Source organism: Brevibacterium sp. HMSC22B09 (assembly GCF_001806795.1).
GTDB lineage: Bacteria > Actinomycetota > Actinomycetes > Actinomycetales > Brevibacteriaceae > Brevibacterium > Brevibacterium ravenspurgense.
The window spans coordinates 53,532-70,051 of the sequence record NZ_KV785993.1 but is presented as its reverse complement, the minus strand read 5'-3'; the positions used below and the strand labels follow the sequence as shown (position 1 = coordinate 70,051).

Annotated in this window: 14 protein-coding genes; 2 read left to right on the top strand and 12 right to left on the bottom strand. The window is 63.6% G+C overall.

All coding sequences use genetic code 11. From position 1 onward, the window contains the following. Positions 1–13: 13 nt before the first annotated feature. The 12 genes from HMPREF3087_RS00610 to mraZ form a co-directional block, all read right to left on the bottom strand. A complete protein-coding gene (locus tag HMPREF3087_RS00610; protein WP_070427681.1) occupies positions 14–778 on the bottom strand; it encodes a cell division protein FtsQ/DivIB in 765 nt (254 codons plus the stop codon). After that, entirely contained in the window at positions 775–2,166 is a 1,392-nt protein-coding gene (gene murC / locus HMPREF3087_RS00605; protein ID WP_070427680.1) for a UDP-N-acetylmuramate--L-alanine ligase, read from the bottom strand. Before murC ends, HMPREF3087_RS00610 begins: the two co-directional genes overlap by 4 nt. Beyond that, entirely contained in the window at positions 2,167–3,324 is a 1,158-nt protein-coding gene (gene murG, locus HMPREF3087_RS00600; protein ID WP_070427679.1) for an undecaprenyldiphospho-muramoylpentapeptide beta-N-acetylglucosaminyltransferase, read from the bottom strand. It lies immediately after the preceding gene. A 2-nt stretch (positions 3,325–3,326) separates the two neighbouring features. Further along, entirely contained in the window at positions 3,327–4,580 is a 1,254-nt protein-coding gene (locus HMPREF3087_RS00595) for an FtsW/RodA/SpoVE family cell cycle protein (protein WP_070424195.1), read from the bottom strand. Then, positions 4,577–6,136 carry a UDP-N-acetylmuramoyl-L-alanine--D-glutamate ligase gene (gene murD, locus HMPREF3087_RS00590; RefSeq protein WP_070427697.1) on the bottom strand — a complete coding sequence of 520 codons (1,560 nt, stop codon included), beginning with the start codon at positions 6,134–6,136 and terminating at the stop codon, positions 4,577–4,579. The genes HMPREF3087_RS00595 and murD overlap by 4 nt, the downstream gene beginning before the upstream one ends. Before the next feature lie 43 nt (positions 6,137–6,179). After that, a complete protein-coding gene (mraY, locus tag HMPREF3087_RS00585) occupies positions 6,180–7,268 on the bottom strand; it encodes a phospho-N-acetylmuramoyl-pentapeptide-transferase (RefSeq protein ID WP_019175271.1) in 1,089 nt (362 codons plus the stop codon). Continuing rightward, positions 7,265–8,707 carry a UDP-N-acetylmuramoyl-tripeptide--D-alanyl-D-alanine ligase gene (gene murF / locus HMPREF3087_RS00580; RefSeq protein WP_070427678.1) on the bottom strand — a complete coding sequence of 481 codons (1,443 nt, stop codon included), beginning with the start codon at positions 8,705–8,707 and terminating at the stop codon, positions 7,265–7,267. The genes mraY and murF overlap by 4 nt, the downstream gene beginning before the upstream one ends. A 13-nt stretch (positions 8,708–8,720) precedes the next feature. Next, positions 8,721–10,214 (bottom strand): UDP-N-acetylmuramoyl-L-alanyl-D-glutamate--2,6-diaminopimelate ligase, encoded by a 1,494-nt coding sequence (locus tag HMPREF3087_RS00575; RefSeq protein ID WP_070427696.1) that lies wholly within the window; start codon positions 10,212–10,214, stop codon positions 8,721–8,723. A gap of 29 nt (positions 10,215–10,243) precedes the next feature. Continuing rightward, on the bottom strand, positions 10,244–11,986 hold the full coding sequence (locus HMPREF3087_RS00570) for a peptidoglycan D,D-transpeptidase FtsI family protein (protein WP_070427677.1): 1,743 nt from the start codon (positions 11,984–11,986) through the stop codon (positions 10,244–10,246). A gap of 8 nt (positions 11,987–11,994) precedes the next feature. Continuing rightward, on the bottom strand, positions 11,995–12,543 hold the full coding sequence (locus tag HMPREF3087_RS00565) for a cell division protein FtsL (protein ID WP_019175275.1): 549 nt from the start codon (positions 12,541–12,543) through the stop codon (positions 11,995–11,997). Further along, positions 12,540–13,511 carry a 16S rRNA (cytosine(1402)-N(4))-methyltransferase RsmH gene (rsmH, locus tag HMPREF3087_RS00560; protein WP_061941299.1) on the bottom strand — a complete coding sequence of 324 codons (972 nt, stop codon included), beginning with the start codon at positions 13,509–13,511 and terminating at the stop codon, positions 12,540–12,542. Before rsmH ends, HMPREF3087_RS00565 begins: the two co-directional genes overlap by 4 nt. 156 nt (positions 13,512–13,667) lie before the next feature. Further along, on the bottom strand, positions 13,668–14,099 hold the full coding sequence (gene mraZ, locus HMPREF3087_RS00555; RefSeq protein WP_019175277.1) for a division/cell wall cluster transcriptional repressor MraZ: 432 nt from the start codon (positions 14,097–14,099) through the stop codon (positions 13,668–13,670). A gap of 342 nt (positions 14,100–14,441) precedes the next feature. Between mraZ and HMPREF3087_RS00550 the strand changes: the two genes are divergently transcribed. Both HMPREF3087_RS00550 and HMPREF3087_RS00545 read left to right on the top strand, forming a co-directional pair. Next, complete coding sequence (locus HMPREF3087_RS00550) at positions 14,442–15,395, top strand: AAA family ATPase (RefSeq protein ID WP_061941301.1); 954 nt, start codon at positions 14,442–14,444, stop codon at positions 15,393–15,395. Next, complete coding sequence (locus HMPREF3087_RS00545) at positions 15,392–16,519, top strand: DUF58 domain-containing protein (RefSeq protein ID WP_061941303.1); 1,128 nt, start codon at positions 15,392–15,394, stop codon at positions 16,517–16,519. The genes HMPREF3087_RS00550 and HMPREF3087_RS00545 overlap by 4 nt, the downstream gene beginning before the upstream one ends. The last annotated feature ends 1 nt before the right edge of the window (position 16,520 follow it).

Genomic DNA, 16,520 nt, shown 5'->3' with positions numbered 1-16,520 from the left:
GTGTCTTAGACGGTCAGTCTTGGGAGTCTGCTTCCCGCGGCAGACGAGCCCACGCCGGCGCGTCCTCTTTTGTCGCGGGGACTGCTGTGCTCTGCACGTCAATGACCGGTGGTTCGTCTTCCATGATTGTGCGCGCCGTCGTGAGTTTCGCTTTGATATCCGTCGGCTCGCCGAGTATGACTGCGACCGTATAGTCCTCTTTGGGCCGCATGATCACAGCCGTCCGCGTGGAGCTCTTCACGGCGACGGCCTCGGTCTGCTTGAGGTTCTCCCCCAGGCTGCTGACAACCGTGGACGCGATTTCGATCCCCTCCCGGTCAGCAGTTCCGACGAACATGGGAACGTCTTTCGGTTTGTCATCGGGGTTGCCCAACACGACTGCTTCGCGGTCGTAGATCTCCCAGGCTTCTCCGCGCTTAACCGTGAACGCTGGCTGTCTGTCGTGCACTTTCACCCGGAGTGAACGAGGTCCGGCAAGACTGATGTCAAAGCTGCGCGCCAGCGGAAACTCTTCCGCAAGCTCATCTTTCAGCCGCTGGGATCGCAGCTGCGGCAGCGGTGTCCCTTCGTGCTTTTGAAGCATGAAGGCAGCCACTTCATCGCCGTCGACGAGCTGCGCGCCCTCAGCTTTGACGTCCGTGAGCGCAAGCAGCGGGGAAAACCATACGACCGCTCCCAGAGCGAGCACAGCAACAGCAGCGACGCCCCCGTACAGGATCCGCCGCACCCGCAGAGAACGGTGTTCTCTGCGTCGCTCGTCGAGGCTCGCGGTGTTCATCGGCTGCGCAGCGAATCCAGGATTTCCGGTCCGACGATCGTCACGTCCCCCGCCCCCGCGGTGATGACCACGTCACCGGGCCGGCAGCGCCCCGCAACCAGGTCTGCCACCTCGGCAAAGGACGGAACAAAAGTGACCTTGTCAGCAGACAGCGGCACCTCGGCGGCGACAATAGCCCCGGTCACGCCCGGGATCGGGTCTTCGCGAGCCGGATAGACATCCATGACGATGACGTCGTCAGCCAGACCCAGCGCCTCGCCGAACTCGCGGCGGAAGTTCTGAGTGCGGCTGTACAGGTGCGGCTGGAACACAACGCGGACGCTGCGCTCTGGGTCAACTACCTGCTTGGCCGCGGTCAGCAGGTTGTGCAACTCCGTGGGATGGTGGGCGTAGTCGTCAAAAACCCGCACGCCCCTCTGCGTTCCTTTGAGCTCAAAGCGCCGTTTGGTGCCACCGAAGCGGCCTAAGCCTTCGGCTGCAGCGTCAACGTCGAGGCCGAGTTCAGCCACGATCGTCAGTGCGGCAGCCGCGTTGCGCAGGTTGTACAGCCCCGGCAGGCTCAATTCGTACGGGCCGGATCGACCGTCTGCGGTCTCCAGTGCGAAGCTCTGAGACTGGTGTGTGTGGTGGGCGTCGACGATCCGCACGTCAGCGTCTTCCGAGGTGCCGTAGGTGATGACGCTGACTCCTCGGCTGCGTGCCAAGTCGGCCACTTCCCGGCTGCCGGCATCGTCGGCACACGCAATGAGCACTCCCCCGTTCTCTTCGACCCGGTGAGCGAACTGTGCAAAAGCCTCGCGGACCTTCTCCCAGCTGCCGTAGTGGTCGAGGTGGTCAGCCTCAACATTGGTCACGACGGCAATTTCGGGACTGTACAGAAGGAACGAACCGTCTGACTCATCGGCTTCCGCAACAAAGACGTCGCCGGTTCCGCTGTGCGCGTTCGTGCCCGCCGCCGTCAGCACTCCCCCGATGACGAATGACGGGTCGGCCCCGCAGGCCTGCAGCGCCACCGTCGCCATCGACGTGGTGGTTGTTTTCCCGTGGGTTCCGGCAATCGCGACCGTGCGGTACCCCTCCATGAGCGAAGCAAGCGCCTCGGAACGGTGAATGACGGGGATCCCCTTGCTGCGGGCGGCGGCAAGCTCGGGGTTGCTTTCACGGATTGCGGACGACACGACGACAGTTCCCGCACCGTCGACGGCTTCTGCACTGTGCCCGATGTTGATCTGGGCTCCCTGTGCGCGCAGAGCCGTGACGACGGAGGAGTCTTTGGCATCAGAGCCAGTGACGGAACATCCGCGCATCAGCATGACGCGCGCGATGCCGGACATCCCTGCTCCGCCGATGCCGATGAAGTGGATGGGCTCGCTGAGGGCGGGTTTCATTCAGCTCTCCTTTGTGCCGCGCTCACGGCGCGTTTGGCGGGCGGGTGGGTACTCGCGGCCGGGGTGCGCAATGCCTGCGGCGGCGAAGATCTTCTTCGTCATCGCCCGGTCGGCGTTGACGGGGAACTCCAGACCGCGGGCGGCTGCACTCATCTTTTCCAGCTGTTCGGGGTTTCGCAGCAGCGGCAGGACGGTGTTACGCACGCTTTCGGCAGTGAAGTCGGCGTTGTCGATCAGAATTGACGCGCCGGCAGCCACAGAGTCAGCGGCGTTGCGCTTCTGCTCTCCGTTGCCGATTGCCAGCGGCACATAAACGGCCGGCACTTCTGCGACTGTCACTTCGGCTACTGTTCCCGCACCCGAACGACACACGATGAGGTCCGCGGCAGCATAGGCGTTTTCCATACCGTCAACGTATTCAACGACGTGGTAGTCAGGGCTGTCCTTCGCTGCTTCGCGCAGTTCATCGGCTTTGCCAGCACCCGTGATGTGCAGAACCTGGACTCCGGTGAACTCTGACGCGGTCTGGACGAAAGCCTCGTTGATCTTCTGCGCGCCAGAGGACCCTCCCGTGACAACGAGGGTCGTCATATCCGGGTTGATGCCGAGCCGTTCGGCCGCCTGCGCACGCTGCTGCCTGTCGCTGCGATCAACCTGGGCGATTTCAATGCGCATGGGCATGCCCACCTGCTCGCCGGCCATGGGGGTTGAAGCGAAGGTGAAGCCGATGTTCGATGCCTCGGCGTACCGGGCACCGAGCTTGTTGGCCATGCCGGGAACCGCGTTCGCTTCGTGCAGAACAATCGGGATGCCCAGTGATTTGGCAGCCAGGTACGCCGGCGGGCACACGTAACCGCCCACGCCGACGACAACATCTGTCTTCTGCTTCTTCAGCAGACGGCGCACCTGGCGGATGCTGGAGGTGAACTGGAACGGAAAGGTGAGAATCTTTGGGCTCAGTCCTCGTGGGAAGGGCACCTTCGGGATTGTCTGCAGGCGGTAGCCCGCCTGCGGAACCAGTCGCTTCTCCAGTCCTTCGTCTGTCCCCAGCATGAGGATGTCAGAGTCTGGGTCCTGGAACCGCAGGTCTTCGGCAATCGACAGCATCGGAGCTACGTGCCCCGTTGTGCCGCCGCCGGCAAAGAGAACGTTGACCAAATTCAGCTCCTCCTCTTAAGGAACGACAGCGAGCCCCAGAACCGGGACCGCCGCTCACGCAGAGCATCGGCGACCCCCTCCTCTGAACGGGCAAAGGACAACAGAAGACCAGCGGCGATGAGTGCCGCGAGCATCGACGACCCACCGTAGGACACAAAGGGAAGCGGCACGCCGATCACCGGGGCGATGCCCGCAACAACCGCGATGTTGACCGCGGCCTGGCCGATCAGCCAAGCGAAGACAGCCGCGGATGCCGTCTGCACAAAAACACTTGTGGACTGCACCATGAGCCGGTAGATCCCAAAGCCAAGGACGGCAAACAGCGCAATCACTGCGGCTGCGCCCAGCAGACCGAGCTCTTCGCCGATGATTGCGAAGATGAAGTCGTTGTGGGCTTCTGGCAGCCACGACCATTTTTCGCGGCTGGCACCAAGACCGACACCCAGCCAGCCTCCGGAGGCCAGTGCGTACAGACCGTGGTCTGACTGCCAGTGCGCACCCAGCGGATCCCCGGAATCACCGCCACGGCCAGAAAGCATGGCCATCACGCGGGTCATGCGGTTCTCACTAGTCAAAACGAAGAAGGCGACAATCCCGGCCGCGGCTGTGGCCAAGCCGAAAATCCAGCGTTTGGGAAGACCGCCGATCACCAGTGCCGTACCCAAGATCAGGAACAGGACCATGACCGTTCCCAGGTCCTGCCCCGCAATGACCAGGCCCACCGTGCCGCCGGCGAAAAGCAGAAAGCCCACCATGTTCTTAAAGGTGAACGGCCTGCGAACCATCAATGCCATGTAGCGGGCAGTGAAGAGCGCCAGGGCAATCTTGACGAACTCCGCCGGCTGGATCTGCACAGGTCCCACCCGAATCCAGTTGCGGTTGCCGTTGATCTCAACGCCCAACGGCGTGAGCGGCAGAACCTGCAGGATCATGGCTCCGATCAGAACGGGATAGGCCAGTCTGAAGCTCGCTTTCACGGGCGTGAACGACACAACGCCCATGAGGGTCAGGCCGAATGCCGCGTAGATCGCCTGGCGCAGGAAAACCGAAAAAGCCGACGACACGCTGGCATCACCGGAGGTGACTGACGATGCCGAGAGCACCATGAGCAGGCCGAAGCCGGTCAGTGCCGTGACGGGAATGAGAATCAGGTAGAACGTTGTCGTCTTCTGCGCAAGCAGGCGCTGCCACCGGTCGGAAAGCTCGGTGATCTGTGTTCGGAAGCCCCTCCGCCGGGTGGGGGCGGATCCGGTCACGGCAGAGCACCTCGCACAGCGTCGGCAAACAGATCGCCTCGCGTTGCGTAGTTGAGGAACTGGTCCATGCTGGCCGACGCCGGCGCCAAGAGCACCGTGTCACCGTCTTCGGCGTACTGGCTGGCGGCTGCCACCGCCCGCCGCATGACATCTGCTCCGCGAGTTCGGCTGTCCTCCATGATGTCGGGCCCTGACGGCGGCACGACCGTGTAATCGACGTCCGCGGCTTCAAGAGCAGAAATCAGCTCGGATGAATCAGTGCCGATGACGACGGCGGTGCGAATCCGGTCGGCAAATGTCTGGACCAGGTCGGTGAAGTCTGCCCCCTTGGCCAGTCCTCCGGCGATCCACACGATTGATTCGTGTGCGGCCAAAGCGGCGGCAGCGGCATGGGGGTTGGTGGCTTTTGAGTCGTCCACCCAGGTCACACCGTCAGCTTCTGCCACGATCGCGCTGCGGTGATCGCCCACTTGATGATTGCGCAGCCCATCACGGACGGCCGCGGGTTCAACGCCGATGCTGCGAGCCAACGCGGCGGCCGCCAAAGCATTGAGAACCTGGTGGTCAGCTGGTTTTGCACCGGGTGTTCCGGAGGCCTGCGCGACGTCGTCCAGCGAGCCGAGTTCCTGTGCAGATGTCTGGCGGCGCTGAGCAAAGGCCCGATCGGCGAGGATCTCTCCGACAACGCCGAGCTCGCCCACACGGGGTGTGTCCAGACGGAAGCCCACCGCGCGGGCTCCTTCGATCACTTCGGCTTCCTCGACGAGTTCACGCGTTGCGGGATCCTCGCAGCTGTAGACGCACGCCAGCTGGACATTGGAGTAGACCCTCGCCTTGTCGGCCACATAGCCGTCCCAGCCGCCGTGCCAGTCGAGGTGGTCATCGGCCAGGTTGAGAACGGCAGTCGAATGGGCGGCCATGGAGAACTGCCAGTGCAGCTGGAAGCTCGACAGTTCGATCGCCAGAACCTCAGCACCCGGATCGAGCACAGCTTCCAGCAGCGGGGCACCGATATTGCCGCAGGCCCGCGACTGCAGACCCTGTGCCCTCAGCATTGAATCAAGCATCGAGGTGGTGGTCGTCTTGCCGTTGGTTCCGGTGACGACAAGCCACGGGGCACTGTTGGCTCCCCGCACCCGCCAGGCGAGCTCCACCTCGCCGATGACCGGAATGTCGTGTTCGGCAGCCTCAACCAACAGGGGCTGGTCGGGACGCCAGCCCGGCGAGGTGCACACGAGGTCGGGCAGACGGCCCGAGCTGGTGCGCGGCAGCTTCTCGACATGTTCGGGTCCGCGGCGGATATCGACGTCGAAGACCCGCAGGATTGTTTCGTGTTCCGATTCGTCACGCTGGTCATCAGCGTCGACGACGATGACTTCGGCACCCCGCTCAGCCAGGTGCACCGCCATGGGGTAGCCGGAAACGCCCAACCCGGTCACGCACACGACGATGCCGGCAAGCGACGACTCCGGGCCGTGGATAGCCGCCGGGATCCGCTCTTTGTTCGGATAGTCGACAGGTTCGGCACCCGGTGGGCTGATGGCGGGAATGAGCATCAGCTGTTCACCGGCGGGATCACCGGAGGGCGTGAGCGCGTCATCAGCCAATGTGCGACACCCACTCCCCGTAGAACAGCGCGACGCCGATGACCGCGAACACCAGCGCAACAATCCAGAAGCGGATGACGATCGTCACTTCGGCCCAGCCTTTGAGCTCAAAGTGGTGCTGCAGCGGGGCCATGCGGAAAATGCGTTTGCCCGTCAGCTTGAACGAGCCCACCTGCAGAATCACCGACAGGGTGATGATGACGAACAGACCACCCAGAATGACAAGCAGGATTTCCGTGCGCGACAGGATCGCCAGACCGCCGAAAGCACCGCCGATCGCCAGCGAGCCGGTGTCGCCCATGAAGATCTTCGCGGGTGATGCGTTCCACCACAGGAAGCCCACGCAGGCGGCCGCGATGGCTGCGGCGACAATAGCGAGGTCGCGCGGGTCGCGAACCTCATAGCAGCCAGCGCGGGCTGAGGACATGAGGTCACAGTTCTGTGTGGACTGCCACGAGGTCATGAGGACATAGGCGGCAAACACAATCGCAGAGGCGCCCGCAGCCAAACCGTCGAGACCATCGGTGAGGTTGACCGCGTTCGAAACTGCGGTGACGATGAGGTTCGCCCAGATGATGAACAGAACCAGGCCCACCCCGAAGCCGGCGAACGCGAGGTCGAAGCGGGTGTCGCGGAAAATCGAGATCGCGGTGGTTGCGGGAGTCTGCCCGTAGGCATTCGGGAAGAACAGCGCGGCAACGGCAAAGGTCACTCCGACGAAGGCCTGCCCGATCATCTTGGGCACCGGGCGCAGACCAAGGGAGCGCTTCTTGGAGATTTTGATGAAGTCGTCCAAGAAGCCGACAACGCCCAGCCCCGTCATGAGCCACAGGACCAGCAGACCCGACACTGTCGGCGTGGAGCCGGTCAGCAGGTGCGCCAGGAAGTAGGCCACGAGGGTCGCCAGGATGATGACGACACCGCCCATTGTGGGAGTGCCCCGCTTGGTTGCGTGGGACGCAGGACCGTCGTCGCGAACGAACTGACCGTAGTTCTTCTTGACGAGGATCTTGATGTACTGCGGCGTGCCCAGCAGCGTCAGCAGCAGGGCAAAGCACGGGGCGAGGACGACTGCGATCATTGGGCTACAGAAACTCCTGCGAATTCGTCTCCCAGGTATCGCAGACCGGCGTCGCGGGAGGACTTGAACAGAACAATGTCACCGGGTTCGACTTCGGAAGCCAGAAGTTCTCGCGCTTCCGTGACCGTGGGCACCCAGGCCGCCTCGCTGCCCCAGGATCCTTCGAGGTTGGCAGCCTGGTAGATGGGCAGGGCGCCCTGTCCGACGGCGATGGTGCGGGTGATGTTGAGACGGACCACCAGGTGGCCGATCTCGTAGTGAGCCGCCGCGGATTCGTCACCGAGCTCGAGCATTTCGCCAAGCACCGCGAAGGTCCTGCGCGGCGGATGATCGGCATCACCGGCGCCCATGGCGGCAAGCGTCTTCAGGGCGGCGCGCATTGAATCGGGGTTGGCGTTGTAGGCATCGTTGAGCACGGTCACGCCGTCGGGCGAGTCGATGAGCTCCATGCGCCAGCGGCTGGCCGCACCGGACGTAGCCAGGATGGTGGCGATGTCCTTCGGCGCAACCCCGCACAGGTGTGCAATGGCCGAAGCGGCCAAAGCGTTGGTCACGTGGTGTTCGCCCAGCAGCGCAAGTTCGATGTGGAGTGGTTCGTCGTGGTCAGGCAGGTGCAGATCGAACGCCGTGCGACCGGATGGCTGGATGTCGACGTTGGACGCCCACACGCCTTCGTCAGGGTTCGAACCGAAGAACAGGGTGTCAACACCTTCGGCGAGAACTGACTGCATGGAGCGCACGCGCGGGTCGTTGCCGTTGAGCACCGCGGTTCCGCCGGGCACGAGCGCTTCAATAAGCTCCGCTTTTGCCCGTGCCGTGTTCTCAATCGAGCCGAAGACCCCGGCGTGGGCCGAGCCGACGCCGAGCTCAACGCCGATATCGGGACGCACGAGCGAGGTCAGGTAGGCGAGGTTGCCGATGTTGCGCGCACCCATTTCAAGCACGAGGAAGCGGGTGTCAGCGTCAGCGCGCAGCGCCGTGAGCGGCACACCGACTTCGTTGTTGTAGGAATTCGGCGGCCACACGGTCTCGCCGGCTGTTGACAGCAGTGCTGCCGCGAGGTCTTTGACGGTGGTCTTTCCGGCAGAACCGGTGATTGCGACGACTGTGAGTTCGCCTGAGCTGCGAAGGGCTTCGACGTTCGCTTTGGCCAGCTGACCGAGAGCGGCCGTCGCATCGTCGACAACGCAGGACGGCAGGTGTTCGCCGTCGACGGATGGGACGGCCTCGGCGATGACGAGGGCCGCACCGGCCTGTACGGCCGCCGCGGCGAATTCGAGGCCGTCGTGGTTTTCGCCGGTGCGCGCAACGTAGATGTCGCCCGGCGCCACTTCGCGGGAGTCGGTGACGACACCGGCGCACAGAGCCGTGTCCGGTGTGATTCCGTAGAGTTCGCCGCCGGTCGCGGCGGCGATTTCTTCAGCAGTGAATTCCTTCATATACCTTCAGACCTTACCGGGTGGCGGCGGAAGAACCGCGCTGTGAAACGGCGGTGCGTGTTATCTCACGATCGTCAAACGGCAGCTTGGTATCGCCGTAGTCCTGGCCGGGCTCGTGTCCCTTGCCCGCCACCAGCACGGTGCCGCTCTCACCCGCTGCCGCAACACCGGCCTCAATTGCCTCGCGCCTGCTGGCGTACTCGACGATCGCGTCAGCGGCTGCCCGGCTGGTGCCGTCAGCCACTGCTGCGCGGGCGCCGGCAATGACTTCAGCGCGGATCGTCGCGGGGTCTTCGCTGCGCGGGTTGTCGTCGGTGATGATGACGACGTCGGCGTTTTCTGCCGCGGCCCGCCCCATGAGGGGGCGTTTGCTGTGGTCGCGTTCTCCACCGGCACCGCACACCACAACCAGCGGCTGGCCCGAAAGCCCCGCCAGCGCCTTTTCTATTGCGTCGGGTGTGTGGGAGTAGTCGACGATGGCGCGCGGAGCCTGTTCTGAGATGACTTCCATCCGGCCCGGCACATTGACGCTGAAGCCTTCGGCTGCCCTTGAGAATTCGTCAGCGGACACACCGGATTCGAGCAGCATGGCCATTGCCAGCGCGGTGTTGCTGATGTTGAAATCACCCGGCAGCGGGCTCTTCGCCCGAAGGCTCACGGAAGACCCGCGGAGGGTGAAGGAAAGACCGTCGATGTCTTCGATCCTGTAGTCCGCGTTGTCTTCGGGACGAGCGGAGACGGTGACGACGGGAATCTGTGAGTCATTCACCAGCTGACGTGCCCAGTCGTCAGCCAGCACGATGACGCCGCGGGATGCGAACTGCGGCGTGAACAGGAGCGCTTTTGCCCGGTAGTACTCCTCCATGGTCCCGTGGAAGTCCAGGTGGTCCTGGGACAGGTTGGTGAAGCCGACCACCGTGAAGTGTGCGCCGTCGACCCGGTGTTGGCTAAGCGCGTGGGAGGACACCTCCATGGAGCAGGCGTCAGCGCCCTGGTCGCGCATGTTTTTGAACAGACGGTGCAGGTCGGGGGCTTCCGGGGTGGTTCGCACACTGGGCTGTTCCTGGCCGGCGATGACGGTCGCGACAGTTCCGATCAGCCCTGTTGTTCTGCCGATGCTGCGCAGCAGAGCGTCGAGGATGAAGGTGCTCGTGGTTTTGCCGTTGGTTCCGGTGATGCCGAATAGGGCGGGCGTCTGCGGGTCTGTTCCGTAGATCGCGGCCGCGATGTCACCGAGAATCGCACGAGGTGCCGGGTGGGTCAGTACGGGGATGTCACCGGCTGACGCCGGTAGGAGGTCGCGGCCGGCTGGGTTCGTGAGGATTGCCGCGGCACCGCGGTCGAGTGCCTGCTGGGCGAACTGGGCTCCGTGGGCGTTCGCACCCGGCAGTGCTGCGTAGAGACCGCCGGGTTCGACGGTTCGGGAGTCCAGACTCACACTGTTCACGGTGGTGTTCCCGTCACCGTGAACAGCTGCGCCGCCGGGGAGTTCGCTCAGCTTCATCATTTCCATTCTTTCGGAATCAGTTTCGGTTCTTAGGTTGATGGGGCGACACCCATCTGCCGCAGCGCGTATCCGGTGACCTCGGAGAACACCGGTGCAGCGGATGTACCACCGTAGTACCCCTTGGTGGGTCGCTGCAGGGTCACACTCACAGCGACCTTGGGGTTTTCTGCCGGTGCGAATCCGGAGAAGTTCGCGGTGTAGCCGCTCTCCCGGTCTTTGCCGGCGGCGATCTGCGCGGTTCCGGTTTTGCCCGCGACCCTGTAGCCCTTGATCTGTGCAGACGTTCCCGTACCCTCGGCGACAGCGGCTTCGAGCATGGTTCCCACAGAATCCGCTGTCTCTTCGCTGACGACGCGAGTGCCCTCTTTCGGCGGAATTTCTGAGACCCTGCCGGAGTCGCTCACTGTGCCCTTGACGAGCTGCTGGGGTACGCGCACTCCTCCGTTGCCCAGGGTCGCAAACACGGAAGCGCTCTGCAGCGTGGTCGCGGACAGCCCCTGGCCGAACATGACGGTGTACTCGGTGCGGCCGTCCCACTTGTCATAGGGATGCACGATGCCCTTCGCCGCTCCGGGAAAGTCGATGCCGCTGGATTCACCCAGACCGAACTTCTTCAGATAGTCGTAGCGCTGTTGCAGGCTGAGCTTCTGCCCTGCCATGAGCGTTCCGGTATTGGATGACTTTTCGATGATTCCGGAGAACGTCAGCTTTTCGTCGTCGTGGTTGCTGGAGTCGCGGAACTCTTCGCCGTTGGGCGCTTTCCATTTGTCCGGCACCGTGAATTTGCTTTCAGGTGTGACCAGGCCTTCTTCTATGAGCGCTACGGCCGTGATGGCCTTTCCGGTTGAGCCGGGCTCTACGGGGTCGGTGAAAGCGCGTGCGCCCCGGTCGGGACCGCCCACGCCTCCGGGGTTGTTGGGATCGACTGTGGGTGCCTGCGCAACGGCAAGAAGCCGGCCGGTGCCGATCTCCTCAATGACGACTGTGCCCCATTCGGCGTTGTGCTTCTTCACCGCTTCGGCGATGGAGCGCTGAGCGAACATCTGGATCTGCGGGTCGATGGTCAACTCCAGGCCCGTGCCGTTGACCGGTGGCGTGGTGTCGTTCTCACCCAGGGGAATGATGTCGCCCTTCAGACCCTTTTCGAACTGCCTGCTGCCGTCTTTGCCCTGCAGCTGTTTTTGGTGCTGCAGTTCGAGCCCGGCAAGCGGAACGCCGTCGGAGCCGACCCACCCGATGAGGTTGCCGGCGACAGCGCCGGAGGGGTAGGAGCGCACAGTGTACTTTTCGGCTGTGATGCCGGGGATTTCGAGTTCCTGGATTTCGCGCCACACTTCGCTTGTGATGCCGGTGGCTACGGGGTTCCACCTTTTGTCGCCGCTGAGCTTCGGGAAGATCAGCCCGGCTTCCGTGCCCAGGACAGGAGCCATAGCCTTTGCTGCGCCCCAGGCGCCGAGCGGGTTGTCGTCTTCGTCCTTATACGCTGCGACGTTCACCTGGTCGACGACGATCTGGTACCGGTCCGCGTTGTCGGCAAGCACTGTCCCGTCGGCGCCGAGGATGACGCCGCGGTCCGCCGGCAGAGGTTGGGTGACCAGGCGGCCGGCCAGAGCCCGCGAGGCAATCTGAGAAGCGTCAAGCCCTTGGATCCACACGAGTCTGCCGAGAATGCCGACCAGCACGATCACTGACAAGAAGGCAATGAGCCGCGTGCGGATCGTGAAACCGCGCTGCCGCTTGGCCTTGCCAGGCCGAGAAGAACGCGGATTCATACTCTTCCTTACTTGTCGGCTGGTTCTTTTGGCTCTTGGAGTTTCGGCGGGGTGAGCGTCCCACTGCTGCCGCCTACAACCGGCAGCTTTTCGTCAGATTTCAGATTCGGCTTGATGTCGTCGCGGGCGTCTTTGCGGGGGCCCGGAACTTGGGCTTCGGGAGCTTTGCCCTCGCCTTTTGGCGCATCGACTATTGTGCCATCTTCGCGAATGAACTTAACGGATTCCGCGGGCTTCATACCCTGAGCTTTCGCTGTGTCTTCAACGTTCTGCGGGCTCATCCGGTAGGAAAGGTCTTCGGCGAGTCGGTCACGGTCATCCGTCAGCTGGTCGCGTTCGACGGTGAGCTCCTGCACCCGGTACGTGCTGTGGTTGATGAAGATGTTGGTCACCAGGATGAGTGCAAGCCCCACAACGACCGTGGCGATGCAGATGAGAGGAAAAGACGATCGGGCCTCGGCGATTTCCGGTACGACGAGGCGGAGCTTCGGCTTGTTCTGCTCTGTTTGTCTGCGCGGGCTGCTCTGGGGAGCGGCCGTTGTGACTGCGTGGCTCATTGCGGCTTCTCCTTGGTTTTCTGCACTGCCCGCAAGCGCACACTCGCGGCACGGGGGTTGATGCTGATCTCTTCGGCATCGGCCTTTTCTGCTCCCCTTGTGAGGTCGTTCAGCCAGGGCTGCAGGTGTTCGGGCACGACGGGCAGTTCCGGCGGCGCGGAGCTGACGGTTCCTGCCCGGAAGATCTTTTTGACGATGGTGTCTTCGAGCGACTGGTAGGACTCGACGACGGCGGTTCCGCCCACGTGCAGCCCATCCAGGGCCTGTGGAAGTGCGGAGCGGAGAATGTCGAGTTCCGCATTGACTTCGATGCGCAGGGCCTGGAAGGTGCGCTTAGCCGGGTGGGAGCGTTTGCGCTGGCCTTTGGGTTCGGGGATGACCCGCTGGAGCATCTCGGCCAGCTGGTCGGTGGTTTCCCACGGCCTTTCCTGGCGGTCTTCGACGATGACGGATGCGATTTTGGCCGCCCAGCGCTCTTCGCCGTATTCAGAGATGATGCGGGCCAGCTCCGCCTGTGAATAGGTGTTGAGAACATCTGCCGCGGTCAGGGTGTCTTCTGCGTTCATCCGCATGTCGAGTGCGGTAGCGCGCGAATAGCTGAAGCCGCGATCGTCATCGTCCAGCTGCAGCGAGCTCACGCCCAAGTCGAAGAGAACGCCGGCCAGGCGCTCACCGCGCTGCTCGAGAATCGCGCCGAGTTCGTCATCGCGCGCGTGCACCGCCGTGAAGCGCTCACCGAATCGTTCGAGCCTCTTGCTGGCAATGGCTATTGCCTCGGGGTCTCTGTCGATGCCCAGAACGCGCACGTCATCGCTGGATTCGAGAACACCTTCCGAGTGTCCGCCCATGCCGAGCGTCATGTCCGCAACAACGGGGGTCTCCCCCGCAGCGCGGGCAGCGTCAATGCCGACTGTCAGCAGCTGAACGCACCTGTCCAGGAGGACGGGTACGTGCGGGTAGTCGCTCACTGTCCTCCTCCTTGGTGTTCTTCGCGGCTGTTGGACCTAAGACCCCGTCCGGCCGTGCCCTGGCACCGGGGAAGTGTGTCAGGACCCCTCGGCTTTGGAATCGGGGAAGTATTCCAAAACCTTGTCTTCGGTCGGACGGAGTCTTCGGACCAACAATCAGAAGACTCCGGGAATCACCTCGTCGGTGCGGTCGGCGAATCCCTGCTCGGTGTCTGCGAGGTATTCCTCCCACAGAGCCGAATCCCAGATCTCAGCACGGTTTCCCATGCCGATCACTGCGACATCGCGGTCAAGCGATGCGTACCGGCGCAGGATCTGCGGAATGGTGAACCGCCCCTGCTTGTCCGGCTGCTCGGCCGAAGCTCCGGAGAGAAACACGCGGAGGTAGTCCCTGGCGTCCTTGCTCGTCATGGGAGCGGCGCGAAGCTGCTCGTGGACGGTTTCGAACTCCCGGGTCGAGAACAGGGTGAGACAGCGCTCTTGACCCCGGGTGATGACCAGACCCCCGGCCAGTTCCTCACGAAACTTTGCGGGCAGGAGAAGACGACCCTTGTCATCGAGCCGCTGAAAGTGCGTGCCCAAGAACATGTCGTCTCACCCCTTTCGAAGCCACTCGACTCCGATGAGCCCCACTATACTCCACTTTCCCCCACCATGTCCTCCCCCGGGAAGAAATACCCGCCTAGAATCTGCATTTCCCCTGGTCACAGAGGTGGTGGAAAGTGGGGTGACCAGACCAAAGGGGCGCGAAAAGGACCACCCAACAGGCACCTCGGGAGAAGAAAACCCGCGAAAAACACGCCAAAACACCCCCATGGAGGGCCGCAGGGAGGAAAGTGGGGGCGCGTGGGGAGGAAAGTGGAGTGACCCGGTGGAGGGAAGTGGGGTGAAAAGTGGAGCGGCCTTCGGCTGTGGGGCAGAATGGAGCGCATGACGACACCAGCGCCCGAAGACATTCAGCACTACGGAGAAATCGCCTCGCGGCTGACAACCGCGGTCAGCTCAGTCCTGGACGGCAAGGCCGACACTGTTCGCCTGGCCATCACATCGCTGTTCGCGGGCGGCCACCTGCTGCTGGAAGACGTTCCCGGCGTCGGCAAAACCCTGCTGGCCAAAGCGCTCAGCCGCTCGGTCGGCGGCAGCGTGCGCCGCATCCAGTTCACCCCTGACCTGCTGCCCTCGGATGTTCTGGGCGTCAACCTGTTCAACCAGGAGACCCGCCAGTTCGAGTTCCGCGCCGGCCCGATCTTCTCCAACATCGTCATCGCCGATGAAATCAACCGCGCCTCCCCCAAAACCCAGTCAGCGCTGCTGGAGGCCATGGCCGAATCCCAGGCGACAATCGATGGGACCACGTACCTCATGCCCGACCCGTTCATGGTCGTGGCAACCCAGAACCCCATTGAAATGGAAGGCACCTACGCCCTGCCGGAAGCTCAGCGCGACCGTTTTCTCATGCGCACCTCGGTGGGCTACCCCTCGCTGGCGGACGAAGTCTCGATGCTCGGCTCACACGTGGGTCCCGATCCACTCGACCAGCTTGGAGCCGTGACCACAACAGAAGAGCTCACGGCACTGCGCCAGGCAGTTGCGGCTCTCCCCGCGACCGATGAGCTGCGCACCTACATCGTGGGCCTGGTCACCGAAACCCGCAGCGATGCCTCGATCCGCATGGGTGTTTCTCCGCGTGGTTCGGTGGCTCTGCTGCGCGCAGCACAGGCCAACGCGGTGCTCGAGGGCCGCGGCTATGTCACACCGCACGACGTGCAGACAATGGCCGTGCCGGTCCTTTCTCACCGCATCATCGCCCAGGACACCGACGCTCCCGATGTTGCCGAGCAGCTGATCGCCGACATCATCAGGAGGGTGCCTGTTTCGGCATGAGGATCAACACCTCCGGCTGGGTTTTCGTCATCCTCGGGGCGGCGCTCATCATCGCCGCCTACCGCTTCGGCTTTCCGGGGCTGCTTCCCGTGGGCATCGTGTTCATCGGGCTTGTCGTGTTCAGTCTGCTGGCAGCACTGCTCACCAGTTCGCAGCTGAGTGCCAAGCTGGTGGCTGATGCGCCGGCCCTGGACGGAACCGCCATCACCAAGGTGGGCGATGAACTGGTCGTCACGGTGCGCGCGGCGAACCGTCTGCCCACTCCCCTGCTTCCCTTTGATCTCACTCTGCACGCGAAGCCGGGCTTCGGACCTGATCAGGATGCGCACTTGGGCTCCCTGCCCGCGCGAGGGTACGCGGACGTGCAGGCTGTTTTCGTGCCCACTCACCGTGGGATGACCGGGATTGAGAAGCTGTCGGCCGCTGTCGCCGGGCCGTTTGGTCTGGCCTCCTCAATGCGGTCGGTTCCCGGTTCACTGGATGTTGCGGCAGCACCCGCCGAGGTGCCTGTCGGCTATCCGCAGTCCCTGTCGGCTCACCTGTCGCGCATCTCGAGTGACCGCGTGTCACGCGGTCGCGGAACACGTGACTACTTCACACGCGAATACGCTCCCGGCGACGATCTGCGCCATATTCACTGGAAGACCACGGCCCGGCTGGGCGAACTGGCGGTCCGCCAGGAAGCAGAAGAGGAACACGCCACCGCGATTGTCGTCCTCGACGGCGGGCTGCCCGCACCTGCGGAAGGCGAAGCCTCGGAGCCCAGCCCGCAGTTTGAAACGCTTGCAGCCGCCGCGGCGGCTGCCGTGCGCGCCTACTTCGCCGCCGGCTATGACATCCGCCTGCTGTGCGGGGAAGACGACGTCCGGGTCGAGGCCCGTTCGCTCGATCTTCCGCACGCAGAACTGGCGATTTCCCAGGCTGATGGCCGCAGCGTGCCCGCGGGCGTGCATCTGCCGCAGAACGTCGAAACAGTCATCGTGTGTGCCGACCGAGGCAGCCTGAGCGTGAACGTTCCGGCCCGCGCCCACGTGTGGGCCGCCGACTCGCTTGAGATCCCCGCCGCTGGAACCGAGCCCGCTGTCCCCAAACGGTGGACGCTGACAGCAGGGAGGGGTCGCTGAT